We start from the raw sequence: 26,624 nt of genomic DNA on the forward strand, positions 1-26,624 counted from the left end.
GCCACCACCACCACCCCACCACCACCACCACCACCCTCATAGTTCTGTTCGGTCTTCTCGGGGATTTCGGTCATACCTCCTGGCGCTACCCTGAGGTAACGCTGTCCAACGTCTAGTTGACGATCGTTTGGGTAGCCCGAAAACATGACTAGCCACGGCCACGCGGTCACCGACGCCATCCTCGACACGCTCAAGCGTGCCAGCTCCGGGCTGAAGGATGCCGGAGTGAAGTTCGCGCTGGCCGGTGGGTGCGCCGCGTACGCGAGGGGCGCCGCGCCGTCGTTGCACGACGTGGACTTCGTGCTCACGGAGCATGATGTGCCGGCCGCGCTTGAAGCGCTGCGCGAGCTGGGCTTCCAGACGGCCAAGCCGCCGGAGGACTGGCTCGTCAAGGCGTATGACGAGGGGCGCCTGGTAGACCTGATCTACCGGGTGTCCGACCTGCCGATCACTGACGAGCTGCTCGACCGCGCCGAGCCGCTCAAGGCCTCCGCGGTGATCGTGCCCGTACTGGAGGCCACCGATCTGGTCATCACGTGGCTGCTGCCGCTGTCGGAGCACGCCTGCGACTACGGAGCGCTGCTGGCCCAGGTGCGCGCGCTGCGCGAGCAGGTCGACTGGCCGCGCGTGGCGGCTGTGCTCCAGGACTCGCCGTACGCGATGACCTTCCTCACGCTGCTGGAGCGGCTGGACGTGCTGAAGGGGCCGATCGAGCCGCTGGGCGATCCCAAGTGGCCGTGAGACACGGCGGAGGGCCGCGCCCTTCGTGGGGCGCGGCCCTCCTTTCACGGCACTGGAGTCACCGCGGCAGGCGGCCGTAGTAGTCGCCTATTCGCGATCGGTACTCGGGCTCCTTGAACGTGCCTTCGTCGAACTCGGGCGCGGCCTTGATCTCGGCCTTGGTGCGCGCCACGTACAGATCGCGCTCCTGAGGGTCGATGCTCGTGATGACCTGTGCCGGGAGCATGACCTTCTTGCCGAAGATCCACGGGCCGGTGTCGACGATGACGTAGCTCTCGCCGACCTCGTACGTCGCCTCGTCGACGGTCCCGATCTTTCCGTCGGTCGCCTGGACGTGGTAGCCGATGAGGTCCAGGGGCTGGCCGCGGTCGTAGACGTCAGGTCGATAGTTCCAGAGCTCCATGGGGGCTCTCTCCCTCTCTTCTTCCGTCTTTCTCGGGCGCACTCCCGCTACCCGGACCGGGCCGGGTAAACCACTCGCAAAGTGCTCGTCGTCCGGCGGCCCGGGTCGATCCTCGGCTACGATCCCGGTCACGAGCCGGTGAAGGGGGGCGGGATGAGCCTCGCCAACGAGTACGAGTGGGTTCCTCCCGGGGTCGATCCGGCGCGCCCGAGCGTGGCGCGCGTGCACGACGCCCTGCTCGGCGGCATGGAGAACTTCGCCTCCGACCGCGCGGTGGCGCGCAAGCTGAAGGACGCGGTGCCCGAGGTGGTGGACCTCGTCTGGTGCAACCGGTCCTTCGTCGGCAGGGTGGTGGACTTCCTCATCCGCGAGACCGGGGTCAGGCAGATCATCGACCTGGGCGCCGGGCTGCCCACAGTGGAGAACACCCATGAGGTGGCCCAGTTCGCCGACCCCAGGTCCAGGGTGGTCTACGTCGACATCGATCCCATGGTGGAGCCGCACGCCCGTGCCCTGCTGAACGGCAACCCGTGCACCGGCGCCATCACCGCCGACGTTCGCGACGTGGACGCCGTGCTCGGCCACCCGACGCTGCGCCGCCTGATCGACCTGTCGCAGCCCACGGCGATCCTGATCATCGGTGTGCTCCACCTCTTCCCGGACCGTGCAGACCCGCACGGGCTGGTCAGGCGGTACATGTCCGCGCTGCCGAAGGGCAGCTACCTCGCCGCCTCCAACATGCTGGCTTCGGCCAACCCCAAGGCCCAGGCCCTGGAGGCGATGCTCCAGGCCACCATGGGCACCGGCTATTTCCGCGACCGGGCGTCCATCACCGCGTTCTTCGACGGGTTGGTGCTGGTGGAGCCCGGAGTGGTGCACTTTCCCGAATGGCATCCCGACGAGCGCATCCCCGGCCCGCTCGCGATCTGGGAGGAACTGCTGCTGGGCGGCGTGGCCCGCAAGCCCTGAGCACGCCGGCACGCTGAGCGCTAAGGTTGGGCCCGTGCCGCGACGTTTGATCTGCTCCCCGCCCCCCGCCCGATAGCGGGCGGCATTTCCTGAAATTTCCGGGTCTGATCGATCCGGGGGTGGTTGCTGCCCGCACACCGGGCCCATTCCAACCACTCCATCCGGAGCACTCCTCTCATGACCCATGTCTCCGCCCGGCGGGGCGCCTTTTACGTGTCCGTGGCCGCGACCGCCTGGGGCACGGGCGGCGCCGCCGGCTCGCTGCTCTTCCAGACCGGCGACCTCGGCCCCGCCGGCGTCTCCCTGTGGCGCTACCTTCTCGGCGCCGCCTTCCTCCTCGTCCTCACCCGCCGCCCCGTCGTCGTCAACGGACGGCTCCTGCTGGTGGGGGCCGGAATGGCCGTCTACCAGACGGCGTACTTCGCCGCGATCGCCCACTCGGGCGTGGCCGTCGCGACCGTGGTGACGATGGGCGCCACGCCCGTCTTCACCGCCCTGGGCAGTCGCTTCCTCCTTCGCGAGCCGCTCGGCCGCGTCGCCGGCACCGCCCTCGCCGCGGCCCTGGCCGGGCTCGTCCTCCTCACCGGCGAGACCGCACTGCAGTCGCGCCCGTCATCGGTTGCCGGCATCGGCTTCGCGCTGGCCTCGGCCGCCGGATACGCCGGCGTCACGCTCTACTCCAGGCGGCACAAGGACGACGATCCGCAGGGCGTGGCGATCGGCGGGTTCGTGGTCGGCGCGGTGTGCCTGGCGCCGTTCGCGCTGGTGGAAGGGGTGGTGCCGGACGTGAGCGCGGCGTCGGTGTCGCTGCTGCTCTATCTGGGCGCGGTGCCGACCGCCCTCGCCTACGGCCTGTTCTTCAGCGCGCTCACCGTGCTCCGCGCGACCACGGTGTCGATCATCTCGCTCGGCGAGGCCGTGGGCGCGGCGCTGCTCGGCGTGGTGCTGTTCGGCGAAACGCTCACACCTCTCGCCTGGTCGGGGTGCGCGCTGCTGCTGGCGGCCGTCGGGATTCTCGCCGCACGCACTGAATCCAGGTGACTCGGGCGCGAGCGATGTGACGGCACAGCGCGCCGGATGAGTTAAGGTCCGGTACGGCGACGCTTGCCGTATCGTCGCTCGCTCCCCTCCCTTGAAAGAGGGACTCCCTAAAAAGAGGGAACGGTGTCGGCGAAGCGTGCGTTGGAGGAACTGTGGCCTCAATAAAGGGAATTCTCAGGAACCTCCTGGATCGTCCAGGCGGGGTGCCACTGACCCCTTATCTCAAGGTCGTCAAGGCGGCTGACGCCCGTGCCGAGCGGGTGCGCGAGCTTGACGAGCTGCCCGAGCCCACGATGGACGATCTGGCCGAGTTCTGCGCCGTCGCACGGGAGGCCGCCGACAGGACGCTGGGACTGCGGCCGTACGACGTGCAGTTGCTCGGCACGCTGGCCCTCCTCGACGGGAAGGTCGCCGAGATGGCCACCGGCGAGGGCAAGACGCTCTCCGGCGCCATGGCGGCGGCGGGCTACGCGTTGCAGGGCAAGCGTGTCCACGTGATCTCGGTGAACGACTATCTGGCCAGGCGCGACGCCGAGTGGATGGGACCGTTCTACGAGGCGCTCGGCGTCAGCGTGGGCTGGATCGGACAGAACTCCACGCCGGACGAGCGGCGCGAGGCGTACGCGAAGGACGTCACGTACGGGCCAGTCAGCGAGATCGGGTTCGACGTGCTGCGCGACCGGCTCCGCACCGACGCGAGCGAGATCATCGTGCCCGCGCCCGAGGTCGCCCTGATCGACGAGGCCGACTCCGTGCTCGTCGACGAGGCCCGCGTGCCGCTCGTGATGGCCGGGTCGACCGATCCGGGTAACGCGGTGCCGGAGATGGCGGCGCTGGTCAGGCAGCTTGTTCGCGGCTACCACTACGAGATCGACGAGCAGGCCCGCAACGTCTACCTCACCCCCAAGGGCGCCGACAGCGTGGAGAACCTCCTCGGCGTCGAGCTCTACGACGAGCACGAGCCGGGCACGCTCATCGAGCTCAACCTGGCCCTGCACGCCCACGCCCTGCTCGCCCGCGACGTCGACTACATCGTGCGCGACGGCAAGGTCCAGCTGATCAACCCTTCGCGTGGCCGGGTGGCGCTGCTCCAGCGCTGGCCCGACGGCCTGCAGGCGGCCGTGGAGGCCAAGGAGGCGCTGCCGCCGAGCGAGAAGGGCGAGATCCTCGACTCGATCACCGTTCAGGGCCTGATCCGCCGCTACCCGCAGATCTGCGGCATGACCGGCACGGCCGTGGCCGTCAGCGAGCAGCTCGGCGAGTTCTACGGCCTCAAGGTCGCGGTCATCCCGTCCAACCGCCCGTGCGTGCGCGGGGACGAGCCGGACCGCATCTACCCGACCGTGCCCGACAAGGACGCCGCGCTGGTCGAGGAGATCCAGGAGGCCCACGCCACCGGCCGGCCCATCCTCATCGGCACGCTCGACGTCGCCGAGTCGGAGAACCTCGCCAAGCTGCTCCATCGCCGCGGCATGGAGCCGGTCGTGCTCAACGCCAAGAACGACGCGGAAGAGGCCGCGATCATCGCCAGGGCCGGCGAGCGCGACGCCATCACCGTCTCGACCCAGATGGCCGGGCGCGGCACCGACATCCGCCTGGGGGAGGGCGTCGCCGAGCTGGGCGGCCTGTACGTGATCGGCTCGGGCCGCCACGCCAGCAGCCGCCTCGACGACCAGCTCCGCGGCCGGGCCGGCCGCCAGGGCGACCCGGGCGGCTCGGTCTTCTTCGTCAGCATGCAGGACGACCTGATCACCCAGTTCGTCTCCGACGAGCGCCCGCCCCCCGCCGAGGCGGACGGCATCGTCCGCCACCGGCGCGGCGCGTACCTCGTCGGCCACGCCCAGCGCGTCGCCGAGGGCGTCAACCTGGAGATCCACCGCAACACCTGGCGCTACACCCGCCTCCTGGAGCACCAGCGCGAGCTGATCCTGGAGTGGCGCGACAAGGTCCTGCACGGCGACGCCGCCGCCAAGGCCCTGTCCTCGGCCGACCCGGAACGCTGGGAGTCGCTGCCGGAGGACACCAGGGACGAGACGGCCCGCCAGATCGTCCTGCACGCCATCGACCGCTGCTGGACCGAGCACCTGGCGTTCCTGACAGACCTCCGCGAGGGCATCCACCTGCGCGCGCTGGGCCGGATGAGCCCGATCGACGAGTTCCACCGGGAGGCGGTGGCGGAGTACAAGTCGCTGCTCGCGGAGGTGGAACGGCGCTCGCTGGAGTCCTTCGAGGCACCCGAGCCGGACCTGAAGCGGCCGACGGCGACGTGGACGTACCTGGTGCAGGACAACCCGTTCGGCACGGAGTGGGACCGGATTCTCAAACGCGTCAAGACGGCCACTCGACGCGGCTAGCCGTACCTGACAGAAGATGGCAGGTACGCCTGGAAGGCTGGACCCATGACGACGAAGGCAAAGCTCCTGGCGTTCACCATCGACTGCGCGGAGCCCAAGAAACTGGCCGAGTTCTACCACGAGATCACCGGGTGGGAGATCCAATACGCGGAGGACGAGTACGCGGCCATCGGGGACGAGACGAGGAACATCTACTTCGGCCGGGTCCCCGACCGCAAGCCGGTGACGTGGCCGAGCCCGGACAAGCAGTTCCACCTGGACTTCAGGGTGCCGGACGTGGAGCAGGCGGCGGCCGATTACATCGCGCTGGGGGCCACGAAGCCCGAGTTCCAGCCGGGGGTCACGGAGGACGGCGTGCGCTGGATCGTCCTGCAGGACCCTGAGGGCCACCTGTTCTGCGTCTGCCCCGAGCAGTCCTGACCTGTGGCCGCCACGGCGTCCGTCGGCCGGGCGGCCATATGGAACAAGAGGCCACATGTACGTCCCGGTCGGGAGCGTTTATCGCTGAATGATCCACCTAAAGTATGATTCGCGCGCTTTGCTTGGCCCATAAGCTAGAGCAATGCTCTTGGAAGGATCCATGCCCCTGCGTGGGCGACGATGACCTGGGTCGGCCTGGTAATCGCCCTCGTGGGAGCGCTCGGGTACGCGCTCGGCGCGGCCCTGCAACAGTACGAGGCAGTGGCAGAGGGCGCCTCGCTGAAGCTGGTCAGACGGCCTCGCTGGTGGATCGGCGGCATCATCGGCTTCACGGGCGCCTGCCTGCACGCCGTGGCGCTCAGTTTCGCCCCGCTGGTGGCCGTCCAGCCGATCAGCGTCGCCACGCTGGTGTTCGCCGTGCCGCTGGCCGCGTTCATGTACGGGCGCAAGCCGTACAGAGCAGAGATCATCGGCTCGATCGCGGTGGCGGTCGGCCTGCTCTGGCTCATGCTCCTGGTTCCGCAGCACAACGTGACGCCCAGGTTGAGCGACGGCGCCGCGCTCGGGTTCCTGGCCGTGATCGGGCTGATCGTCCTGGTCACCCAGCTGCTCGCGACCCGCGTCCACGGCCCGAGCCGGGCGTTGCTGCTGGCGGTCGGCGCGGGTGTGGTGACGGCGAGCGTGTCCACGTTCGTGCGGGTGGTCGGCGGCGGCATGCAGGGGGACTGGGGGCGGTTGCTCCACTGGTTCACGCTCGCCGTGCCCGTGCTGCTGGTCTGCGCGGTGGTGCTGCTGCAGCGCTCCTACGCGGTGGGATACTTCGGCATCGCGTACGCCGGCGTACAGGTCATCGACCCCATCACCTCGGTCCTCGCCGGCGCGGTCCTGCTCGGCGAGCCCCTGCCGGCCAGCCCCTCCACCGCGATCCCCGCCATCCTGGCCAGCGCCCTCACCATCGGCGGCACGATCACCCTCGGCCGCCTCGCCCCCGACCACTCCCGCCCGGCCCCGGTGGAGGTCAAGCCGGCGCCGCATCCCGTGTCGGCGACCTCCGAGGTCAGCTGACCCCCGGCTGCACCCTCATCGCCGGTCCTCGGCCACACCCCCCACGCGCGTCAGGCGGGCCCGGTGCTCTGGCCACTCCTCGTCGAGGATGCCGAAACAGACCGTGTCGCGCCAGGTGCCGTCCAGCCGCTTGCGGTGCCGTCGCAGCGTCCCTTCGTACAGGCCGCCGATCCGCTTGATGGCGTTCTGCGACCTGAGGTTGAGGTGGTCGGTCTTGAGCAGGACCCGGTTGTAGCCGAGCCCGAAGGCATGGTCGATGAGCAGGAGCTTGCAGTTGGTGTTCACGGCCGTACGCCACACCGCCCGGCCGTACCACGTCCAGCCGATCTCGATGCTCTCGTCGAACCCCGGCACGTCGCCGTACGTGGTCCAGCCGACGGCCCGCCCGCTCTCCTTGACCACCACGGCGAAGGGAACGTGCTTGTCGTCCGACACCAGGCCGCGGGCGATCTTCGCCAGCTCGTCCGCGGAACGCGGCACGGGGACGGACAGCCAGCGCCAGACCTCCTCGTCCCCGCCACCGGCGGCGAACAGGTCGGGAATGTGATCAAGGGTCAGCGGCTCGAGCCGGACGACGTCGTTCTCGAGCACTGCAGGCGCAGGCAGCTTCGTGGTCATGGCAGCAACCCTAGGGAGCCCGCGGAGTCACGATTACGGCCACATGCCGGTTTTTGCGGGGAACCACCTGTCGACACTCATACCGGCCGGTCGGTAGGGTCGCAGGTATGGACTTCGCTTTCGACACGGTCACCGAGGACCTGCGCGAACGACTGCTGAGTTTCATGGACGAATGCGTCTATCCCGCCGAGCCCGCCTTCGAGGAGCAGGCGGCGACCAGCGGCTGGAGCCCTCCGCCGCTGATGGCCGACCTGAAGGACGAGGCCAGGAAGCGCGGGCTCTGGAACCTGTTCCTCCCTGGCGAGCACGGCGCCGGGTTGACGAACCTCCAGTACGCGCCGCTGGCGGAGATCATGGGCCGGAGTCCCACCATCGCCCCGACGGCCACCAACTGCGCCGCGCCGGACACCGGGAACATGGAGGTCCTGTCCATGTTCGGGAGCGAGTGGCAGCGCAAGGAGTGGCTGCAGCCGCTGCTCGACGGGGAGATCCGCTCCGCGTTCGCGATGACCGAGCCCGACGTGGCCTCCTCCGACGCCACGAACATCGCCACCTCCATCGTCCGCGACGGCGGCGAGTACATCATCAACGGCCGCAAGTGGTTCATCTCCGGCGCGATGAACCCCAACTGCAAGATCTTCATCGTCATGGGCAAGACGAACCCGGACGCGCCCAAGCACCGCCAGCAGAGCATGGTCCTGGTGCCGCGCGACACACCCGGGCTGCACATCAAGCGCGGCATGCACGTGTTCGGCTACACCGACGCCGACCACGGCGGCCACGCGGAGATCGAGTTCGCGGACGTACGGGTGCCCGTCGAGAACCTGATCGGCGAGGAGGGCGGCGGCTTCGCCATCGCGCAGGCCAGGCTCGGCCCCGGCCGCATCCACCACTGCATGCGCCTGATCGGCATGGCCGAGCGCGCCGTGGAGCTCATGTGCAGGCGCGCGCTGTCCAGGACCACGTTCGGCAAGCCCGTCGCCCAGCAGGGCGTCGTGCAGGACTGGATCGCCGAGTCGCGCATCAAGATCGAGCAGCTGCGCCTGCTCGTGCTCAAGACCGCCTGGCTCATGGACACAGTGGGCAACCAGGGCGCGCACACCGAGATCCAGGCCATCAAGATCTCCACCCCGAAGACCGTGGAGTGGATCCTCGACAAGGCCATCCAGGTGCACGGCGCGGGCGGCGTCTCCCAGGACTTCCCGCTCGCGGGGCTCTGGGCGGGCGCCCGCTCCCTGCGCTTCGCGGACGGCCCCGACGAGGTGCACAAGCGGTCTCTGGCCCACCGGGAGCTGAAAAAGTGGATGTGAACATCAAGGAGCGGGTCGCGGCGTTCCTCGCGGAGCACGACCCGGACGGAGATCGGCTGGAGTTCCTGCGGGCCAGGTTCGACGCGGGGCTGGCCTGGGTGTGGTTCCCCGAAGGGCTCGGCGGGCTGGGCGCGCCGCGGGAGCTGCAGCAGGTCGTGGAGCGGGAGCTGGCCGGCACGCCGCAGATCAACTCGGGCGTCCAGGGCATCGGACTGGGGATGGCCGCTCCGACGATCCTGGCGTTCGGTACGGAGGACCAGAAACGCCGTTTTCTCCGGCCGCTGTGGACGGGGGAGGAGATCTGGTGCCAGCTCTTCAGCGAGCCCGGCGCCGGATCCGATCTGGCCACGCTCGCGACCCGCGCCGTCAGGGACGGGGACGAATGGGTCGTCGATGGCCAGAAGGTGTGGACGTCCGGTGCCCATCACGCCAGGTGGGCCATCCTCGTCGCGCGTACCGACCCGGACGTGCCGAAGCACCGCGGCATGACGTACTTCGTCTGCGACATGCACGCGCCGGGCGTCGAGGTGCGGCCGCTGCGGCAGATCACCGGTGAGGCCGAGTTCAACGAGGTCTTCCTGACCGGCGTGCGGCTCCCCGACGACCTGCGCCTCGGCGAGGTCGGAGACGGCTGGCGGGTCGCGCAGACCACGCTGATGAACGAGCGCATCGCCATCGGGGGCGCTCCCGTGCGGCGCGGCGGCGGCATGGTCGGGGTCGTGCTCGACTCCTGGCGCGCGCACCCGGAGCTGCGCACCCACGACCTGCACCAGCGGCTGCTGTCGCTCTGGGTCGAGTCCGAGGTCACCCGCCTTTCCGGGGTACGGCTGCGCGAGCAGCTCGCGGCGGGCGAGCCGGGGCCCGAGGGGTCCGGGATGAAGCTGTCGTTCGCCAGGCTCAATCAGGCGCTGTCCGGCTTCGAAGTGGAGTTCGGGCGCGACCTGGGCTATGACGACTGGACCTTCCGCCGCTCGGAGGACGTCGACTTCTACGGCCGCGGCCCGGGTTACCGCTACCTGCGGGCCAAGGGCAACTCGATCGAGGGCGGCACCTCCGAGATCCTGCGCAACATCATCTCCGAGCGGGTGCTCGGCCTGCCCTCAGAGCCCCGCGTCGACAAGGACGTGCCCTGGAAGGACCTGCCGCGATGAGCCTTCTTTACTCAGAGGTCGAGGAGGAGCTGAGGGCCGCGGTGCGCGGGCTGCTCGCCGACCGGTGCCCGCCTGCCGCCGTGCTCAAGCGGATCGAGTCCGAGCCCTACGACCTGGACCTGTGGAAGACGCTGGCCGGTGAGATCGGGGTGGCGGGGCTGCTCATCCCCGAGGAGCACGGCGGGGCCGGGGCGTCGGCCAGCGAGGCGGCCGTCGTGCTGGAGGAGCTCGGCAGGGGAGTGGCGCCGGTGCCGTTCTTCACCAGCTCCGTGCTGGCCACGTACGCGCTGCTGCCGACCGGGGACGCCCTGCTTGGGGAGCTGGCAGAGGGCAGGAAGACCGCCGCGCTCGCCGTGCCGTTCGCGGCGAACCCGTACCGGACCGGAGCATCCGTGCGGGCCGAAAGCGGGCGGCTGACCGGGACCGTCGCCGGCGTGGCCGGGGCGGACGTGGCCGACGTGCTGCTGGCGCCCGTCGACGGCCGGCTCTACGCCGTGGAGGAGGGTGCGAGCGTCCAGGTGGTGCCGTCGCTCGACCTGACCAGGCCGGTCGCGACCGTCACCTTCGACCGCACTCCGGCCCGCGACGTGGGGGAGTGCGACCTGGCGGCGGTGCTGCGGTCAGGGGCGGGCCTGCTCGCGTCGGAGCAGCTCGGGGTGGCCGAATGGTGCCTCGACACGACGCTCGCGTACGTCAAGGAGCGCCACCAGTTCGCCCGGCCGGTCGGCTCCTTCCAGGCGATCAAGCACCGGCTGGCTGACCTGTGGCTGGACGTGGTCAGGGCCAGGGCCGCCGCCAGGAGTGCCGCGACCGACGGCTCGGCGATCTCCGTGGCCGTGGCCCAGTCGTGGAACGCGGGCGTGGCCGTGCACGCCGCGGAAGAGGCCCTGCAGCTGCATGGAGGGATCGGGATGACGTGGGAGCACCCCGTACATCTCTATCTCAAGCGTGCGAAAGCCTCGGAGATCGCGCTGGGCACGCCCGGCGACCACCGCGCGGCGCTGGCCTCATTTGTCGACGTGCCCGGCCCCGAGTGAGGTGAGCAGCAGGTCGGCGAAGTGTTTGCCCACCTGGGCGCCGGTCAGCGGGCCCGCCGCGTGGAACCACGTGCCCAGGTGGTGCACCGAGCCGAAGAAGTAGTCGACGACCAGCTCGGCCGGGACCCGGTCGCTGAAGACGCCCGCGCGCTGCCCCTCGGCCACGAGCTCGCGGAAGCGCTCGTGGTAGCGGCGGCGCTCGGCGCGTACGGTCTTCTGGGTCTCCGGGGCGAGCAGGTGCATCGACCTGAAGAAGATCTTGGAGTCGTCGAGGTTCGCGGCCGTGGTCTCCACGACGTCGGCCGCGGCCCTGTGCAGGCGCTGCCGCACGTCGCCCGGGCCGTCGGCGATCCGCGTCAGCCGTTCCATCTGCATGCGGAGGACCCGGGCGTAGATCTCGTGCAGCAGATCGTCCTTGGAGTCGAAGTAGTGGTACATGGCGCCCTTGGTGACGCCGGCCGCCACGACGATCTCCTGAACGGAGGCGCCCTCGAAGCCGCGCTCCGCGAACAGGCGGGTCGCCTCCGCGAGCAACCGCTGCCTGACCGGTTCCTCTTTCACTTCGTCCCCCTTGGTCACCCGCCTTAGCATACCGACTGGTCGGTTGAGGTCATTTGCTGGTCTTGCGGGTACTAATTACGTCACCTTAGGCTCGCCTTGGTTGGTAGGCGGGTATCTCTTGACCGGCGAGGGATCTTCGGCGTGGCAGATCCTGCAACATATCTACTCATTTGGGGGGATTTGCCGTGCCCGGTGGCTCTATCTACGTGCAACCAGACGAGAAGTACACAGGGTCATCCCCGCAGTGGTGGTACGAGAAGTTCTGGCGGGAGGACGCCCCCAACCGGCGCAGGGCCAGGTACGTCAAGGCCGCTGTGGGATTCGTGATCGGGGTCGCGCTCGCGCTCAGGTTCGACCTCACCGGAGCGTCCCCCCTTTTCGGCCTGCTCCTGGCTGGGATCGTGGCCGGAGGCGACTGGTACCTCGACTGGCGCTCGTTCCACGCGACGGCGGTCTGGCGCGGCGCGCGGCGCGGTGAGGCGATCACCGGCAAGATGTTGCGCAGGTCGCTGGGCCGTCTCGGCTACAGCGTGCTCGACGGCCGCGCCATCCGCGGCCAGGCCTCCATCGACCACCTGGTGATCGGCCCGGGCGGCGTGTGGATCATCGACAACGAGTCCTGGAGCCCGGACACCGAGATCGCCTGCTACGGCGGGCGGCTGTTCTTCGGCGAGAAGTACGGCAGCAAGACCGCCAAGCCACTGGTGGAGACCGCCGAGGCGTTCGCCGAGCTGCTCACCCGCGAGACGCGCGTCCCGGTGACGATCACGCCCATGCTCGCCGTCCACTGCGGGCTGCTGCCCAAGGGCGGCATCGTGGTCGCCGAGGGGCTCATGCTGCTCAAGCCGCGGCTCGCGGCCAAGGTGATCAAGGCGGCCGATGGGGTCGTGCTCAACGACGAGCAGATCGAGCTGCTGGCCCGCACCGCGGCCAGGGAGCTCCAGCGCACCTGACGCCGGCGCCGTGCGCTCAGGCGAGCGTCTCGATGAAGGCGGTGAGCTGGGCGACGTTGCGGCACTCATGCATCGGGACGACGGCGCCGTACTCGCTCGCGACGGAGTCTCCCGTGTCCCACTGCGCCTTGGGCTCCGGGTTGAGCCAGTACGCGTGGCGCGAGCCGGCCACGAGCGACTTCAGCACATCCAGGGCGGGCGGCTGGTAGTTGGAGCGGGCGTCGCCCAGGATCAGCAGCGATGTCTTGGGGCCGATGGCGTCGCCGTACCGTTCGGCGAAGCGCTCCAGCGAGTGCCCGTAGTTCGTGCGGCCGAAGCGCACCATGTCGGCCTCGTTCGCCAGCCTTGTCATGGCTTCGACCACGTCGGCGCCGGGGACGAAGAACCTGGTGATCTCATCCACCGTGTCCACGAACCCGAACGCGCGCACCTTGGTGAACTGCTCTCTGAGTGCGTACGTGAGCAGCAGCGTGAAGTGCGCGAACGACGAGACCGAGTCGCTGGTGTCACAGAGGATGACCAGCTCGGGCCTGTGCGGGCGCGGGGGCCGGAAGTGAGTGGTCAGTGGCACGCCGCCGCTCTGCAGCGAGGCCCGTACGGTCCTGCGGAAGTCCAGCCGGCCGCGCCGGCCCTTGCGCTGCTTGATCGTCAGGCGCGTGGCCAGGCGCCTGGCCAGCGGATGCACCTCCCGGCGCAGCCGGGCCAGGTCGGCCTTGGTGACGCGGAGGAAGTCGATCTGGTCGAGCGGCGGGCGTACGGCGGAGCGGGCGATGCGCTCGATGCCCGAGTCCTCGGCGATGCGGCGGCGCACGTCGGTGGCCACGGCGTCCTCGAAGCGCCTGGTGTTGTCGTGGACGCGCCTGCGTACGTTCTTCTCGGCCAGACCGCCGCGCTCCTGGCCCTGGAGGACGTTCTGGAGGATGCGCGCCATCAGCGTCTCAGGGGAGAGTGCGCGCATGACGCTGTAGGAGAACCAGTTCTGCCGCCCCGGGCTCGTCGTGGGCTGGCGGCCGAAGCGCCCGACCATGGCCTGGGCGAACTCGCGCAGCTCCTGGTCGGTGCCGCCGGTCAGGAGCCGGGCGAGGTGGTCGCGGAGCTCCTCGACCGTGGCCGTTTCCAGATTCATCGGCCTGTCGGCGCGCTGGGCGTACAGGCCGGACGTCGACGCCGGGAACCACAGGTCGAACAGCACGTCGAACCCCGGCCGGTACGCCGGCTTCTTGACCAGCGTGGCCGCGTAAGCGGCACGCAGCGACTCCCGATCGCTCAGCTCGATGACCCGCAGCGCGTGCGCGGCGTCCAGTCCCTCGGCCACCGAGACCGGTATCCCGGCCTCGCGCAGCGCCCGCACGAACCCGACATGCCTATCGATCAGCGACATCCGGCAACCCCAGCTCCTTGACCGCCCGTGCCTGATCGGAGGCGTGTTTGAGCACCACGCCCAGCGTGCCCGCCACGGTGGCCTCGTCCAGCTCCTCCCGCCCGAGCGCCAGCAGCGTGTTCGCCCAGTCCACGGTCTCGGCCACCGACGGCGCCTTCTTCAGCTCGAGCGCCCGGAGCGTCGCGACCGTCCTGGCGAGCCGCTCCGCCAGGTCGGCCCGGATGCCCGGCACCTGGCTGAGCACGATGTCCCGCTCCCGCTCGGGGGTGGGGTATCCGAGGTGCAGGTAGAGGCAGCGCCGCTTGAGCGCCTCCGACAGCTCGCGGGTGGCGTTGGAGGTGAGCACCACGTACGGCCGGCGCGTCGCGACGATGGTCCCCAGCTCCGGAATCGTCACCTGGAAGTCGGACAGCAGCTCCAGCAGCAGCCCTTCGACCTCGACGTCGGCCTTGTCGGTCTCGTCGATGAGCAGCACGGTCGGCTCCGCGGCCCTGATCGCCTTGAGCAGCGGCCGCTCCAGCAGGAACTCCTCGGAGAAGATGTCGTCGTCGGCGCTCGTGGCCTGGATCCTGAGTAGCTGCTTCTTATAGTTCCACTCGTACAGCGCCCTGGCCTCGTCGAGGCCCTCGTAACACTGCAGCCTGACCAGCTCGGCCCCGGTCGCCAGCGCCACCGCCTTGGCCAGCTGCGTCTTGCCGACTCCCGCCGGGCCCTCGACCAGCAGCGGCTTGCCCAGCGCCGCGGCCAGGAACACCGAGGTGGAGATGGCGTCGTCGGAGAGGTAGTCCACGGCGGCGAGCCGCTCCGTCACCTCGGCGGGAGAGTCGAACATCGATGATCCTGTCTTCCGGGGGCCGAACTTTATTCTAGCCGGACGGGCCGGCCTGATACCGATTCGACCAGGATGGGGATCACCGGTATATTCCTCTCTGCAAGCGCCGCTAGCTCAGTTGGTTAGAGCAGCTGACTCTTAATCAGCGGGTCCGGGGTTCGAGTCCCTGGCGGCGCACCGCATGAAACCCCAGCTCGGTTCACTGAGCTGGGGTTTCTTTGTTCGGTGCCCTATCCTAATCCTTCAGGCCCGCGCTGAGGTCGGCGTTCATCACGTACTTCTGGAAGATCAGATAGATCACGACAAGGGGGATCATGGACAGGACCGACGCCCCCAGCAGGACCGACCAGTTGACGTTCTCCGCGCCCACGATGCTCGCGACGCCGATCTGCAGGGTGAACTCGTTCGGGTCGTTGAGGATCACGAGGGGCCAGATGTAGTCGTTCCACCGCCACTGGAACGACATGATGGCCAGGGTCATGATGATCGGCCGGGAGAGCGGGAGCATGATCCGGACGAAGATCGACAGTTCGCCGCTGCCGTCGATGCGGGCCGCATCCAGCAGGTCGCGCGGCACGCTCAGGAAGAACTGACGGAACAAGAAGGTGCCCGTCGCCGTGATCACCGAGGGGGCCACGACGCCGGCGAGACTGTTGTACAGACCCAGGTCGCGGACGATGAGGAACAGGGGGGAGAGGATGACCTCGCCCGGCAGCATCGTGGTGGCCAGGATGCAGATGGTGAACGCCCGCAGCCACCAGTTGGTGTACTTCGCCAGGGCGTACCCGCAGGTCGCGCTCGTCACGATGGTGATGAGCGTCGCGGACACGGCCACGACGAGGGTGTTGCCGAAGTAGCGGCTGAAGTCGAAGCTCGTCCAGGCCTGGGTGAAGCCGGAGATGGTCGGCTGCTTCGGGAAGAGGGTCAGCGGATAGGAGAACAGCTCTCCCGCCGGTTTGACGGAGCTGAGCAGGAACCACAGGACGGGAACGCCGTACAGGGCGACCATGAACCACAGGGCCGCCGTCGCCCAGACCTTCTTCGGCAGCAGGTTGTCCATCTCAGGAGTCCTTCCGGCGGTTGATGACCAACTGCGTGATAGCGATGATCATCAGAAGCAGCATGAGCACGAAGGACGCCGCGCTCGCGTAACCGATCTGGGCGCGGCGGAAGCCGGTCGTGAAGATGTACTGGATGAGGAGGTTGTTCTCGGTGCCCGGACCTCCGGCGTTGACCGCTTGGATGAGCGCGTACTCCTTCATCGAGTGCAGGGTGGTGAGCAAGATCACGATGAAGGACGTGGGCGCGATCGAGGGCAGCGTGATGTGGCGGAACTTGGCCCACGAGCCCGCGCCGTCCAGGGACGCGGCTTCGTAGTACGCGGCCGGCACGTTCTTGATGGCCGCGACGAACATCAGCATGTTGACCGCGGTGTTGCCCCAGGCAGCGGCGATGATCACGATGATCAGGGACAGGTCCGCGTTGGACTGCCACGGCACCGCCTCGCCGCCGAGCGCGATGATGACGTAGTTGACGAGCCCGAAGTTCTCACCGAAGATCCAGCGCCAGATGACACCGGCGATGATCGGGGAGATGAGCCAGGGCACGAAGAAGATCACCCGCGCGACCGGCTTGCCACGGCTGTACGGGTTGACGATCAGCACGGCCGCGCTCAGCGAGGCGACGTACGTCAGCGGGACGACGGCCGCCGTGAAGATCAGGGTACGGACCAGCGCCGCGTAGAACGCGTCGTCGCTCAGCAGCCGCTGGTAGTTGTCCAGACCCACGAACGGCGCCGAGCCGACGCCCGTGTAGCTGGTGAAGGAGTACCCCAGGCCGATGACGGCCGGCCAGAGGAAGAAGAGCAGGAACAGGGCGAGGTTGGACGAGATGAGCAACAGGGGCGCCAGGGTGTAGCGGTCATGCCGCCGGGTCCGTAGGCCGGACCACCACCGCGATGCGGTCCGGGCCGGCGTCTCGTCGGCGCGCCCCGCCGATTGCGGCACACTCTCCGCCATTGCGCTCTCCTCCTTCTTCCGCGTTCTGCAGGGCTCGGCCCGCCGGCGCGGGAAAGCGCCGGCGGGCCGTATGATCAGCCGATCTGCTGGTTGAGTCCCGACACGATGTTGTCGACGGTCTTCTTGACGTCCTGCTGACCGTTGATCAGCTTGGCCATCTCGACCTTGGTCGGGTCGTCCTGGATCGACGACTTACCGGCGAGCAGGAGCTTCGTCCCGCTCTGGTGTCCATAGGAGGAGATCGGGTCCGCCAGCTCGATCTCCTTGAGGTAGAGCTGGAAGGCGTCGAGGGCGGCCTTGTTCTTGAACGGGTAGTTCAGCGTGAGGCCGGACTCCACCGGCAGGTAGCCGTTGACCTGCGCGAGCTTCGTGTAGTTCGCGGGCTGGAAGATGTGGTCCACCCACTTCTTGGCGGGGTCGGCCTTGTCACCGTTGTTGAAGGCGACCACCTTGCCGCCGAGGTTGATGTCGGTGGCGTGGATGGTTCCCACCGGCGTCGGCGCGCTGGCCCAGTCGAAGTCCGTGATGCTCTCCGCGAAGTCGGCCACCTGCCAGACACCGGAGAAGTACGCGACGACCTGGCCGCTCTTGAACAGGGCGTTCGGGTCGGCGCCCGCGCCCCAGACCGACTTCGGCATGACCTTGTCGTCGTTCAGCGAGGCGAACTTCGACAGCGCCTGCACGGTGGCGTCGTCTGGAGTGGCGTACTTGTTGTCCGGGCCGAGCTGGAAGCCCTTGCCGCCGTGGCCGTAGATGAAGGCCCTGATGCGGGCGGGGGACTGGTCGTAGACCAGGTCGTACTTGGCGTTCGTGGCGGTGCGGACCTTCGTGGCGGCGGCCAGGAACTCGTCCCAGGTCCAGGCCTTGTCCGGGTCGGCGGGAATGTCGACCTTGGCCTTCTCGAACAGGCTCTTGTTGACGAACAGCCCGGCCGCCGTCAGGTCGGAGGGAATGCAGAGGACCTTGCCGTCCTGGACGGTGAGCAGGTCTTTGTTGATCTTGTTGGCCGGCGCGTTGGCCGTCGCGCCGAGGTCCTGGAGCTGGTTGATCCAGATGGTGTCGAGCGAGGGCACGCTGGCCGCGTCGGGCAGGGAGTTGGCCTGCGCGGCCTGGCGCAGCTTGTCCTGGTAGCCGTCGTAGGGGACGTTGACGATCTCGACCTTGACGCCCTCCTTGGCTTCGAACTCCTTGGCCAGGTCGTGGTAGCCCTGCGCCTGGGCCGCGCTCGCCGAGAGCCAGAAGGTGATGCTCTTGGCGCCAGAGCCCCCGCCCGAGCCCCCGCCCGAGTCCCCGTCGGAGCTGGAACCGCACGCGGTGAGCGCGAGCGCCGCGGCGACGGTTACTGGCAGCCAGCGCCAGCGCATGAGTCGTCCCCGGGTTGTCGCAGAAGTCGTCATGGCGTCTCCTCGAACGTCGTCTGCCTGTGGCGTCGGACGGTAACGGGAAAGCGTTTGCCGAGTCAATAGTCAGGACATAAGGACTTAAGATCTCCTGACATATGCACATCAGGATGAAGCGAACGATAGGCCCTGAGCTGCGGTTTCATCCAGAGTGATGGGTGGTCGCGAGACACAAACGCAACCTTCCCGGAACCCGTCCGGCGACGTACAGCCGCTCTCCCGACACGGCGTCGGTGCCCCCGAGGAACCGGTACTCCTCGCCGGGCTCGTAGCCGGGAACCGAATGGGAGGCGGCCATCGACGTGGCGGGCACCGTGACCGTGATCGAGTCGTCGCCGGCGCGGTAGACCGCGGGCTCGCCCGGGTCGAGCTGCCAGGCGTGCTCGTCCAGGGCGATGGCGCCCGTCATCCGCCCGCCGGGCCGGAAGGCCAGCTCCAGCGCCCAGTCCACGGCCGCACCCGCCAGGTCGACGGTCAGCTCGGCCCCGGTGTCCGTGATGGCCACGTGGACGGCGGTGGTGAGCGTGACCTCGTCCCGTGCGCGCCGGCCGAAGTCCATCGCCGCGCTGAACCGGCCATCGTCCACCAGCCCGTAGTGGCCGCGCGCGTCGCGGTTCTGATCCGTCATCGGCTGGTAGTAGGAGGCCGACACGGATTCCGTGAGCGTCGCGGTCGTGTCCCCCTGATCGCCATCGACCAGGAATCGGGCGGCGCGGAACGGCCCCAGGCCGAAGAAGACACGCGAGAGGCGCACGTCCCCCAGGACGGCCGCCCCGGCGAACAGGCGCAGAAACGTCGGGGAGTTCGCCAGCCCGGAACGGATGCGTCTGTGGCGCGGATAGTCGGAACCGCCGAAGACCACGGTCGTCGTCGCGGGCCGATGATCGACGAGCAGTCCCGCGGCGCCGAAGACGCGCCGCCGCGGTCTTCGGGGCGGGGCGGGTTCCGGCAGCTCCCGCGCGATGCCGGGGTCGAGGATCAGCTCCGCGGCCGCGCGTGCCGGCAAGACGACCCCCTGGGACAGCGCGAGCCCGGCCGCCCAGGCCAGGTCGCCCCGGCCGCGCAGCAGCGCGATCCGGCGCAGCGGGAGCAGGTAGGGCGCCAGGGGCAGCGGCCGCCGCTGGTCCTGGCGGCGCGACAGCACCGTCTCGACCGACCCGTCCGGCAGCAGCAGATCGAGCGTGGCGTCCAGGTTCCGTTCGACGGCTTCGACCAGGTCGGGACGGTCGAACACCTCGGCGATGGCGAGCAGCGACGGGTTCGACACGAACGCGGCGTAGTTGGCGCTGCGTTCGGAGAAGAGCCCGTCGTCGTCGATGTCGACTCCCTCGGCCAGCCACTGGCCGACCCGTTCCGCCAGCGCCGGGTCGGGCGCCAGCCGGTGCAGCCTGGCCAGGGCGGCCGAGAGCTCCCAGCGGTGGTTGGGGGTGTGCACCCCGCCCCGCGCCAGGGCCGGGGTGGCCGCCGTCAGCAGGTCGTCGAGCAGGTCCGCCAGCTCATGGTCGGCGGCGCCGGGAGGGTCGCGCCGCAGCAGCCACAGGGCGTCGGCGAGATCGTTGACGCTGAACGCGGAGTCGGGCGGGGAGTCGACGTTGTCGCCGCCGGTGAACAACCCGCCGGGGCCCTGTAGCTCGCGCAGCCGGGCGGCGAGCCGGGCTGCGTGATCGAGCAGCTCGCCGTCCCGCCCGTGCGCGACGAGGGCCAGGATCTGCTCGGCCAGCCGGCGGTGTTGCAGGTGACCCCAGCCGTCGCCCTCGTTGAGGATGGCCTTGACCTGCCCGGTCAGGGCAGCCTGGACCGCCGCGATGAACGCGGCGTCCACCTGGTTGTCGTTCATCACGTCATCGATCGCCCATCAGGAGGTTCATCTGGAAGCTGTAGCGGGCCCCGGCGTAGATGTGCGTGCCGTACTCCACGGGCGTGCCGCTGTCGTCGTAGGCGACGCGCTCCATGGTCAGGACGGCGGCGCCCCGGCTCTCCCCGAGCAGCCGCGCCTCCGCCGCCGTCGCGTTGCGGGCGCCGACCGTCTGCGTCGCCGCGTGCAGCCGGATGCCGGCCGCCCGGATCAGCTCGTAGAGCCCATGCCTCTCCAGCGCGTCGGTTCTGATCTCGAGGAGCAGCGCGGGCAGGTAGTTGCGCATCCTGGCCAGCGGCTGGTCGCGGGCCATCCGGACCCGCTCTAACGCGATCACCGGCGCCCCCTCGGCCAGCCTGAGGGCTTCCGCGACGGCCGCGGAGGCCGGCTCGACGGTGTTGGACAGCACCGTCGTGGCCGGCTCCTGGCCGGTGCTCCTGAGGTCGTCGTACAGGCTGCTGAGCTCCAGCGGCCGCCGGACCTGGGACTGGACGACCCGGGTGCCCACCCCCCGTCGCCGCACGATCAGGCCCTTGTCGACGAGGAACTCCATCGCCTTGCGCATGGTGGGACGCGACACCGCGAGCTGGTCGGCCAGCTCGATCTCGCTGTCGAGCTGGGTGCCCGGTGGCAGCATGCCGCCCGCGATGGCCGCCTCCAGCTGCTGCGCCACCTGGAAGTAGAGAGGGACAGGGCTGGTTTTGTCGAGATCGACAAGGGCGGCGAGTGACTCCAGCCGGGGGACTTCGGAGATCATAAGCGTCATTATGGCAGATGCATTGTCATGACTTTCTTACAAATCTTGTCCTGACAAAGCTCGCACCTCGACGGGGAGCGTCCGAGTGTAGTGGACCCGGCCGAAGGCGCTGACCTTCACCGCCGCCCACCAGTGCGCTCCCGGCCGGGCGTCGCCCGGCGCCCGTACGGTGAAGCGCAGCGGGACGCGGCCTCCGGCGGGAACGGCGAAGCCCTGCGTCCACGGGCCGGAGAGCACCTCCCCGGCCCCGGCGCCCCACGTGCCGAACGGGCTGAGCAGTTGCGCCTCTCCGCGTACCTCGGTGCGCGCGTCATTGACGAGTTCGGCGGTGAGTGTCGCCCACCCACCCGGTACGACCTCCAGCCCGGCCGGATCCGACGTCACGGTGAGCGGCTCGCGGGGCTCCGGGTCGCCGACGGTCACGGTGACCACGTCCTCCAGGGTCTGGCCCAGTTCGTCGCGGATGCGGGCGGCGACGAAGTAGGTCCCGGCCGCGGCGTCGGCGGGTGGCCGCAGGACTGTCTCGAACTCGGCGTGCTCCTCGGCCTCCAGGTCGTACTTCAGGGAACCGGGAGGAGCCACCGCCCAGCCATCCGGCACGTCCAGCTCCACCAGGCCGACGGCGGACCGCGCCGAGCAGGCGACGGTGACCCGCACGGTCTCCTCGTCGCCCGGATCCACCCGCAGCGCCACCGGATGCACGTGGACCGCGACCGGCAGGTACCCGGCCGGGGCCGGACCCTTGTTGTGCAGCCAGTACCGAGTGAAGACCGGCTGGGCGGGCTCGACGTGGGCGGCCGCGTGACGACCCGGCACCAGGGCCGCCCGCGCGCCCAGCGTGACGATCTCGGCGGGCCGCAGCGGGATCACCGCGTCGCCGGGCCGCCCACCCGCCCCCGCGAGCGTCGCCGCCTCAGGCGCCGCCGCCTCAAGCACCGTGGCGACTTCCACGTCGGCCAGGCCGCCATGCAGGCGTACGCGCGCCACCGCGGGCGACCCGGCCGACTCGTAGAGCCGCACGGTGACACCGGCGGAAAGATCGATGTCGCCGGACCGCCCCGACGCCATCGGGTTCCCGCGCGGCTTCAACGCGGTCAGCACGACGCTGGCCGGCTCGACCCCGCCGAGGCTGGTCCGGGTGGCCAGCGGACCCGGCGACGCGGCCACCTGACGCGCGAGCACCGCGTGGTTGACCTCCTGCCCGGCCTGTACGAATCCGGCGGCGCGCCAGTCACCGGCCCCGGCCACCAGGCTGTACTCGAAGGTGTGCGTCCAGTGCTGAAGGGAGAAACTGCTGCCGTCGGGGGCCGTCCTGGCCGGGCCGTCGATCCAGACGCCGCTCGGCCACGCCCCGCAGGAGCGCATCAGCGAGACGTAGCAGGTGCCGTCGGACTCGGCCACGAAACCGGGCGTGCCGCGGTTGACCACGGCGACCGAGTAGTCGTCGACCGGCTCCGCGGTGCCGGGCAGTCCGGCGGGGACGGGCACGTCGATCACCGAGTCGGCGAGGTCGTCAATGACATCGTCAATGGCGGACCCGGCCACGATGAGCACGGGCAGATCCCGTACGCCGCGCAGGTCGGCGCCCGGAACCCAGGCCTCGCGCCGGGTGCGGCGGGCGGGCACGAACACCCGCCCGTGCCGTGCCAGTGCCTCCCGGCAGCCCTCCGGCGCGTCGCCGAGGACCTGCTCGGCGAAGGCGTTCGCGTCCGCGTCGCCGAGCACGATCCGCACGTCGGGCAGGTTGGAGTCGCCGTCGAGCGCGCCGTAGCGCGGGCCGTCCGGCCGGGTGAGCGTGGCGGTGACGCCGCAGGCGGCCAGCCGGTCGAGCAGGCCGCGTATGCGGTCCCCGTCCCCGGACGCCACCACCTCGGCGACCCCGATCGCGTGGTGCTCGCGGCGGCCGTCCGCGAGCGACAGGGCGATCCGCGCCGTGGCCGACAGGCCCGCCCAGGTGTGCGCGGGGTTGTCCAGCGTGTACAGGTGCTCTCCCGTGTCGGAGTTCGGGAAGCCGAACGACCGGCCGATCGCGGCGAAGCCGACCTCGCTGACCGGCAGCGCGCCGGGCAGGTCGAGGTCGAACCGCGCCCTCAGCAGGTGGTCGCGGCCGATCGAGCCGTCCACGTGGGTGCGGAAGTCGATCCGGCCGATCCCGTCCCACAGGGTCGTCTCCTGGGTGACCCGCAGGTCGGCGAGGCGGGTGACGGCCACGATCCGGCGACCTACCGGAGACCTGCGCACGTGTACGGTCGTGGCCTGTTCCCGGGTGCCGACGCCGGGTCCCTTCGGCAGCAGGTGCCACGGGCCCTCGTGCCAGACCGGATGCGTCTCGTACTCGTCCTGCAGGTAGAGCTCGCCACCGAGGCCGCCGGGCCGCAGCAGTTCCCGGCCGGTACGCCGGTCGAGGACGCGGCTGAGCGCGCCGCCTCGGGTGGCGTCGGCTTCGATCAGGAACGTCTCGTTCTCGATCGCGGCGCGTCCGGGCTCCTCGGCCCACCCGGCGGGCAGATCGGGCGCGGGGGCCAGGTGGTAGACGCGGAAGCCCAGCGACGGCACGTCACGGGCGACGAACGTCAGGCTCAGCTCCGCCACGGTGCCATCCGGGTGGCGCAGCACCCCCTCGGCCACCGCCGGGACGGGCTCGCCCCGGTCGTCGCGCAGCTCCGCGCCGGTCGTCCCCGGTTCGGGGAAGGCGACCCGCACGGTCGTGGCGCCGTCGCGGTTCCAGGACAGCGTGTTGACGGCGAGGATCGCCCGGCCCGCGCCCCCAGCGTCGGTGTCGGCATGGGCGGCGAGGCCCGCGATGGCGCCGTCCCGGGCCGCCGCGCCCAGTTCGTACGCCTCCCGCCAGCCCGCGAGCAGGTCCAGGTACACCTGGTCGGACTCGGTGCCGGTGATCGCGTCGTGGTGGGCGCCGTACGCCAGCAGCCGCCACGCCTTGTCCAGCGCCTCGCTGGGGTAGCGCTCGCCGAGCAGCGCGGCCAGGGTGGCGAGCCGCTCGGCGTCGAGCACGGCGACCTCGGCGGCCCGCTGCGCCTGCTTGGTGTCGATGTACGAGACGTCCTTGCCGGTGTAGACCGGGTTCATGTCCCGTGTCTGCGGGGTGATCCGGCCCCGCGGAGCGGCGGCGCGTACCGCGGCGAAGAACTCGCGGGGCAGGCCGACCCTGAACCGGGGCCAGACGTAGCGGCCGGCCCATGCGCGGTGCACCTCGGTGCACCAGCGCGACGGCAGGTTGTGGTCGTGCCCGACGGGCAGCAGGACATGGGGCGTGGCCGCGACCTTCTTCAGCTCGCTGAACTGCTTGTACGCCTCAGCCATCGCCTCTTCGAGCGTCGCCTTGCGCTCCACGTCCCAGCCGGCGACGTAGTGGTTGGACATGTAGCTGGTGAGCAGCCCGCGCCCGGACGGCGAGACCCACTCGAACTCGCTGGGGAACTGCATGCGGGTGATGTCGCCGGTGTGCCGCTTGGCGCCGACCATGTGGAACGGCCCGCGCGCCCACGAGGCGGAGTCCAGCCCCGCGTCGGCCATCAGTCCTGGGAACGCCGGGTCGTGGCCGAAGACGTCGAGCATCCAGGCGGTACGCGGGTCGCCGCCGAGCACGTCCCGCTGGTAGCCGATGCCGTAGACCGCGTTGCGGATGGTCGACTCGGGGTGCGTCAAGTTGGTGTTGGGCTCGTTGTAGGTTCCGCCGACGAGTTCGACCCGCCCTTCGGCCAGGAAGCGCCGCAGTTGCTCCCGCTCCTCCGGAAAGACGTCCCAGAACGGTTTGAGGTAGTCGATCTCGGCCAGGACGAACTTGTAGTCGTCGTCGTGCCTGGCCGCGTCCAGGTGCGCGCGTACCAGGTCGAAGGCGGTACGGACGAACGGCGGCCGCAGCTTGCCGACCCACGGCAGGTCGGGTAGTTGGTGCCACACCTCGGTGAAGCCGGCCTGGGTGTTCCACCAGACCGGGTCGTAGTGGAAGTGCGAGACCATCCACATCGTCCAGCCGGTGGCCGCCGCCTCGACGCTCCCGTCGAGAGTACGGCGTTCGCCCGCACCTTCGGCGACGGCGGCGACCCGGTGGACGGAGCCCTCCGGCGCGGGCGCGGCGATGAGCACCCCCACCTCGGCCTCTCCGTCACCGGTGACCGTCACGGGCTCGGGCGTGGTGACGGCAGGACCCTCCACCCACACCCGTACCGGCCCCGTCACATCGGTCAGGGTCACCCGGACGACCTGGCGTGGCGCGGACGCGGAGCCTACGAACAGATCAGTGCCCCGCAACGACGCGATTCGCATCTTCACTCCAGACCTCTGACCCGGGCGGCGTCACTCGGCGTCGGTGTCGTGGATCCCGGGCATGGGAAAGCGCTTTCGCGGATCCTATAGAGCCCCGGTTCGGCTCTGCTACCCGATATGCCCGGATTCGCTGGCGGACGCCCAGGCGTGCCACTCGTTGCTGAGCCACTCGATATAGGCTCCCTGCCGTGGCCGAACCGATCATGCGCCCCACTGCCCGCATCCTCCTGGTCGACAACCATGACCGGATCCTGCTCTTCCTGGGGCAAGGGCCGACCAAGGTCCCGGACCTGGCCTGGTTCACCCCCGGCGGTGGGGTGCACAGCGGCGAGGACCTGGCGGTGGCCGCCGCCCGTGAACTACGCGAAGAGACCGGGCTGCAGGTCGAGCCGGAGGCGGTCGGCCCGGTGGTCGCCGTCAGCGAGGGTCACTGGATCAGGTACGACGACACCATCTACTACGCCACCGACCACTACTTCCTGCTGCGCGTCCAGGACACGACCGTGGACATCTCTGCGATGGAAGAGCTCGAACGCTCTCTCCTGACCACCTACCGCTGGTGGAGCTTGGCAGAACTGCGGGCCACGACGGACAAGCTGATCCCGCGCAACCTGCCCGACCTGCTGGAGCCGCTGCTCAAGGGCGACGTCCCGGCTGAGCCGTACGTCATCCCCTGGCACCACCCCGCGCCGATCCTGCGCGTCGCCTCCCGCGTCATCCTGGCCGACGCCGAAGACCGGGTGCTGCTCTATCGCGCGCCACGAGCAGCGAAGAAGGGCGGGCACGCCTGGTTCACGCCCGGCGGCGGCCTCAACCCCGGCGAGACGCCCGAGATCGCGGCAGCCCGGGAACTGCGGGAAGAGATCGGCTACCGCGTCGATCCCGCCGCCCTCGGCCCGGCTGTGGCGCTGAACGCGGGTGTCTGGCTGCGCGATGACGGTGTCCTGATGCGCTCCGAGCACCATTTCTTCTTCCACCGCGTCCCCGGCCTGGAGATCGATACCTCCGGCATGGAGGACTACGAGCGCGCCCACCTCGATTGTTTCCGCTGGTGGACCCTGGACGAGCTGCGCGGCAGTACGGAGCAGATCCTCCCGGTCCACCTTCCCGACCTGCTGGAACGTCTGTTCGCCGAGGATGTCCCCGACGAACCCGTCCTGATGGCCTGGGATCGCTGACCGGCCCGGCGCACGTGCTGCCGGGAGCCGCTCAACGGGCGGAGCTGATGTCCCAGAACTCGACGCCCGCGCTGGTCCGGGTATGGACTGTCACCGGCGCTCGCTATGCGAGCCTGTGGTTACCGGTGGAACTGTGGTCCGATTTCTCTCCAATCGGGTTGCGACGTAAGGTAATCGGACGGTAATGTTCAGTCACCGCCGGGTGCCTGACTGGCGCCCGGTCCCCGCCCCCATTGGTGTGCGCACCAACGAGACAGCGTCCGGCGGGGCGGTGGCCCAAGAGCCGCACTCCA

22 protein-coding genes and 1 tRNA gene are annotated in these 26,624 nt (G+C 69.8%); 12 read left to right on the forward strand and 11 right to left on the reverse strand.

Features of this window, described 5'->3' with window-relative positions:
* Positions 1–144: 144 nt before the first annotated feature.
* Positions 145–741, forward strand: a complete 597-nt coding sequence (locus tag ABN273_RS42780) for a nucleotidyltransferase (protein WP_349455209.1) — start codon at positions 145–147, stop codon at positions 739–741.
* A 58-nt stretch (positions 742–799) separates the two neighbouring features.
* On the opposite strand, the gene ABN273_RS42785 is transcribed toward ABN273_RS42780, so the two are convergent.
* Positions 800–1,144, reverse strand: a complete 345-nt coding sequence (locus ABN273_RS42785; RefSeq protein WP_349455210.1) for a PRC-barrel domain-containing protein — start codon at positions 1,142–1,144, stop codon at positions 800–802.
* Positions 1,145–1,297: 153 nt separating this feature from the next.
* Between ABN273_RS42785 and ABN273_RS42790 the strand changes: the two genes are divergently transcribed.
* The 5 genes from ABN273_RS42790 to ABN273_RS42810 all read left to right on the forward strand — a co-directional run bounded on the left by ABN273_RS42790 (position 1,298) and on the right by ABN273_RS42810 (position 6,993).
* The gene (locus tag ABN273_RS42790) at positions 1,298–2,113 is read left to right on the forward strand and encodes an SAM-dependent methyltransferase (protein ID WP_349455211.1); all 816 of its coding nucleotides are present in this window, start codon (positions 1,298–1,300) and stop codon (positions 2,111–2,113) included.
* A 177-nt stretch (positions 2,114–2,290) separates the two neighbouring features.
* Positions 2,291–3,154 carry a DMT family transporter gene (locus tag ABN273_RS42795; protein WP_349455212.1) on the forward strand — a complete coding sequence of 288 codons (864 nt, stop codon included), beginning with the start codon at positions 2,291–2,293 and terminating at the stop codon, positions 3,152–3,154.
* A gap of 203 nt (positions 3,155–3,357) precedes the next feature.
* Positions 3,358–5,508, forward strand: coding sequence for an accessory Sec system translocase SecA2 (gene secA2 / locus ABN273_RS42800; protein ID WP_349455214.1), 2,151 nt, complete (start codon positions 3,358–3,360; stop codon positions 5,506–5,508).
* A 45-nt stretch (positions 5,509–5,553) separates the two neighbouring features.
* Positions 5,554–5,928, forward strand: coding sequence for a VOC family protein (locus ABN273_RS42805; protein ID WP_349455215.1), 375 nt, complete (start codon positions 5,554–5,556; stop codon positions 5,926–5,928).
* 180 nt (positions 5,929–6,108) lie between these two features.
* Positions 6,109–6,993, forward strand: a complete 885-nt coding sequence (locus ABN273_RS42810) for a DMT family transporter (RefSeq protein WP_349455216.1) — start codon at positions 6,109–6,111, stop codon at positions 6,991–6,993.
* 15 nt (positions 6,994–7,008) lie between these two features.
* On the opposite strand, the gene ABN273_RS42815 is transcribed toward ABN273_RS42810, so the two are convergent.
* On the reverse strand, positions 7,009–7,611 hold the full coding sequence (locus tag ABN273_RS42815; protein WP_349455217.1) for a GNAT family N-acetyltransferase: 603 nt from the start codon (positions 7,609–7,611) through the stop codon (positions 7,009–7,011).
* A 107-nt stretch (positions 7,612–7,718) separates the two neighbouring features.
* On the opposite strand from ABN273_RS42815, the gene ABN273_RS42820 reads away from it, so the two are divergent.
* Genes ABN273_RS42820 through ABN273_RS42830 form a run of 3 tightly spaced genes read left to right on the forward strand, consistent with a single transcriptional unit; the run spans position 7,719 to position 11,109 of the window.
* Positions 7,719–8,921 carry an acyl-CoA dehydrogenase family protein gene (locus ABN273_RS42820; protein WP_349455219.1) on the forward strand — a complete coding sequence of 401 codons (1,203 nt, stop codon included), beginning with the start codon at positions 7,719–7,721 and terminating at the stop codon, positions 8,919–8,921.
* The gene (locus ABN273_RS42825) at positions 8,912–10,072 is read left to right on the forward strand and encodes an acyl-CoA dehydrogenase family protein (protein ID WP_349455221.1); all 1,161 of its coding nucleotides are present in this window, start codon (positions 8,912–8,914) and stop codon (positions 10,070–10,072) included. The genes ABN273_RS42820 and ABN273_RS42825 overlap by 10 nt, the downstream gene beginning before the upstream one ends.
* Complete coding sequence (locus ABN273_RS42830; protein ID WP_349455223.1) at positions 10,069–11,109, forward strand: acyl-CoA dehydrogenase family protein; 1,041 nt, start codon at positions 10,069–10,071, stop codon at positions 11,107–11,109. The genes ABN273_RS42825 and ABN273_RS42830 overlap by 4 nt, the downstream gene beginning before the upstream one ends.
* Here the strand turns inward: ABN273_RS42830 and ABN273_RS42835 are convergent.
* Positions 11,080–11,700: a TetR/AcrR family transcriptional regulator gene (locus ABN273_RS42835; protein WP_502911215.1), complete on the reverse strand. Its 621-nt coding sequence runs from the start codon at positions 11,698–11,700 to the stop codon at positions 11,080–11,082. The genes ABN273_RS42830 and ABN273_RS42835 overlap by 30 nt on opposite strands.
* A gap of 155 nt (positions 11,701–11,855) precedes the next feature.
* Between ABN273_RS42835 and ABN273_RS42840 the strand changes: the two genes are divergently transcribed.
* Complete coding sequence (locus tag ABN273_RS42840) at positions 11,856–12,623, forward strand: nuclease-related domain-containing protein (RefSeq protein WP_349455227.1); 768 nt, start codon at positions 11,856–11,858, stop codon at positions 12,621–12,623.
* A 16-nt stretch (positions 12,624–12,639) separates the two neighbouring features.
* Here the strand turns inward: ABN273_RS42840 and ABN273_RS42845 are convergent, their stop codons facing one another.
* Together ABN273_RS42845 and ABN273_RS42850 are read right to left on the reverse strand one after the other, a co-directional pair.
* On the reverse strand, positions 12,640–14,004 hold the full coding sequence (locus tag ABN273_RS42845) for a vWA domain-containing protein (RefSeq protein WP_349455229.1): 1,365 nt from the start codon (positions 14,002–14,004) through the stop codon (positions 12,640–12,642).
* The gene (locus ABN273_RS42850; RefSeq protein ID WP_349455230.1) at positions 13,988–14,836 is read right to left on the reverse strand and encodes an AAA family ATPase; all 849 of its coding nucleotides are present in this window, start codon (positions 14,834–14,836) and stop codon (positions 13,988–13,990) included. Before ABN273_RS42850 ends, ABN273_RS42845 begins: the two co-directional genes overlap by 17 nt.
* A 103-nt stretch (positions 14,837–14,939) precedes the next feature.
* Between ABN273_RS42850 and ABN273_RS42855 the strand changes: the two genes are divergently transcribed.
* A tRNA-Lys gene (locus ABN273_RS42855) sits at positions 14,940–15,013 on the forward strand.
* A gap of 58 nt (positions 15,014–15,071) precedes the next feature.
* Here the strand turns inward: ABN273_RS42855 and ABN273_RS42860 are convergent.
* From ABN273_RS42860 to ABN273_RS42885, 6 genes are all read right to left on the reverse strand, one after another.
* Positions 15,072–15,896 (reverse strand): carbohydrate ABC transporter permease, encoded by an 825-nt coding sequence (locus ABN273_RS42860; RefSeq protein WP_349455231.1) that lies wholly within the window; start codon positions 15,894–15,896, stop codon positions 15,072–15,074.
* Between the two features lies 1 nt (position 15,897).
* Entirely contained in the window at positions 15,898–16,854 is a 957-nt protein-coding gene (locus tag ABN273_RS42865; RefSeq protein ID WP_349455234.1) for a carbohydrate ABC transporter permease, read from the reverse strand.
* A 74-nt stretch (positions 16,855–16,928) separates the two neighbouring features.
* Entirely contained in the window at positions 16,929–18,251 is a 1,323-nt protein-coding gene (locus tag ABN273_RS42870; RefSeq protein ID WP_349455235.1) for an extracellular solute-binding protein, read from the reverse strand.
* Between the two features lie 145 nt (positions 18,252–18,396).
* Positions 18,397–20,091, reverse strand: coding sequence for a hypothetical protein (locus ABN273_RS42875; RefSeq protein ID WP_349455236.1), 1,695 nt, complete (start codon positions 20,089–20,091; stop codon positions 18,397–18,399).
* Between the two features lie 4 nt (positions 20,092–20,095).
* Positions 20,096–20,866 (reverse strand): GntR family transcriptional regulator, encoded by a 771-nt coding sequence (locus tag ABN273_RS42880; RefSeq protein ID WP_349455238.1) that lies wholly within the window; start codon positions 20,864–20,866, stop codon positions 20,096–20,098.
* A 36-nt stretch (positions 20,867–20,902) separates the two neighbouring features.
* Positions 20,903–25,081, reverse strand: a complete 4,179-nt coding sequence (locus ABN273_RS42885) for a glycoside hydrolase family 38 N-terminal domain-containing protein (protein WP_349455240.1) — start codon at positions 25,079–25,081, stop codon at positions 20,903–20,905.
* Between the two features lie 260 nt (positions 25,082–25,341).
* Between ABN273_RS42885 and ABN273_RS42890 the strand changes: the two genes are divergently transcribed.
* A complete protein-coding gene (locus tag ABN273_RS42890) occupies positions 25,342–26,331 on the forward strand; it encodes an NUDIX hydrolase (RefSeq protein WP_349455241.1) in 990 nt (329 codons plus the stop codon).
* Positions 26,332–26,624 lie beyond the last annotated feature (293 nt).

The organism is Nonomuraea sp. B19D2 (assembly GCF_040137845.1).
In the GTDB taxonomy this organism is placed as follows: Bacteria; Actinomycetota; Actinomycetes; order Streptosporangiales; family Streptosporangiaceae; genus Nonomuraea.

Excerpts from the sequence above, each read along its gene's own strand:
- ABN273_RS42845 (WP_349455229.1), bottom strand. The coding sequence starts at position 14,004 with ATGTCGCTGATCGATAGGCATGTCGGGTTCGTGCGGGCGCTGCGCGAG.
- ABN273_RS42780 (WP_349455209.1), top strand. The coding sequence starts at position 145 with ATGACTAGCCACGGCCACGCGGTCACCGACGCCATCCTCGACACGCTC.
- ABN273_RS42850 (WP_349455230.1), bottom strand. The coding sequence starts at position 14,836 with ATGTTCGACTCTCCCGCCGAGGTGACGGAGCGGCTCGCCGCCGTGGAC.
- ABN273_RS42790 (WP_349455211.1), top strand. The coding sequence starts at position 1,298 with ATGAGCCTCGCCAACGAGTACGAGTGGGTTCCTCCCGGGGTCGATCCG.
- ABN273_RS42805 (WP_349455215.1), top strand. The coding sequence starts at position 5,554 with ATGACGACGAAGGCAAAGCTCCTGGCGTTCACCATCGACTGCGCGGAG.
- ABN273_RS42880 (WP_349455238.1), bottom strand. The coding sequence starts at position 20,866 with ATGATCTCCGAAGTCCCCCGGCTGGAGTCACTCGCCGCCCTTGTCGAT.
- ABN273_RS42835 (WP_502911215.1), bottom strand. The coding sequence starts at position 11,700 with ATGCTAAGGCGGGTGACCAAGGGGGACGAAGTGAAAGAGGAACCGGTC.
- ABN273_RS42860 (WP_349455231.1), bottom strand. The coding sequence starts at position 15,896 with ATGGACAACCTGCTGCCGAAGAAGGTCTGGGCGACGGCGGCCCTGTGG.
- ABN273_RS42785 (WP_349455210.1), bottom strand. The coding sequence starts at position 1,144 with ATGGAGCTCTGGAACTATCGACCTGACGTCTACGACCGCGGCCAGCCC.
- ABN273_RS42815 (WP_349455217.1), bottom strand. The coding sequence starts at position 7,611 with ATGACCACGAAGCTGCCTGCGCCTGCAGTGCTCGAGAACGACGTCGTC.
- ABN273_RS42865 (WP_349455234.1), bottom strand. The coding sequence starts at position 16,854 with ATGGCGGAGAGTGTGCCGCAATCGGCGGGGCGCGCCGACGAGACGCCG.
- ABN273_RS42875 (WP_349455236.1), bottom strand. The coding sequence starts at position 20,091 with ATGAACGACAACCAGGTGGACGCCGCGTTCATCGCGGCGGTCCAGGCT.
- ABN273_RS42810 (WP_349455216.1), top strand. The coding sequence starts at position 6,109 with ATGACCTGGGTCGGCCTGGTAATCGCCCTCGTGGGAGCGCTCGGGTAC.
- ABN273_RS42830 (WP_349455223.1), top strand. The coding sequence starts at position 10,069 with ATGAGCCTTCTTTACTCAGAGGTCGAGGAGGAGCTGAGGGCCGCGGTG.
- ABN273_RS42870 (WP_349455235.1), bottom strand. The coding sequence starts at position 18,251 with ATGACGACTTCTGCGACAACCCGGGGACGACTCATGCGCTGGCGCTGG.
- ABN273_RS42820 (WP_349455219.1), top strand. The coding sequence starts at position 7,719 with ATGGACTTCGCTTTCGACACGGTCACCGAGGACCTGCGCGAACGACTG.
- ABN273_RS42795 (WP_349455212.1), top strand. The coding sequence starts at position 2,291 with ATGACCCATGTCTCCGCCCGGCGGGGCGCCTTTTACGTGTCCGTGGCC.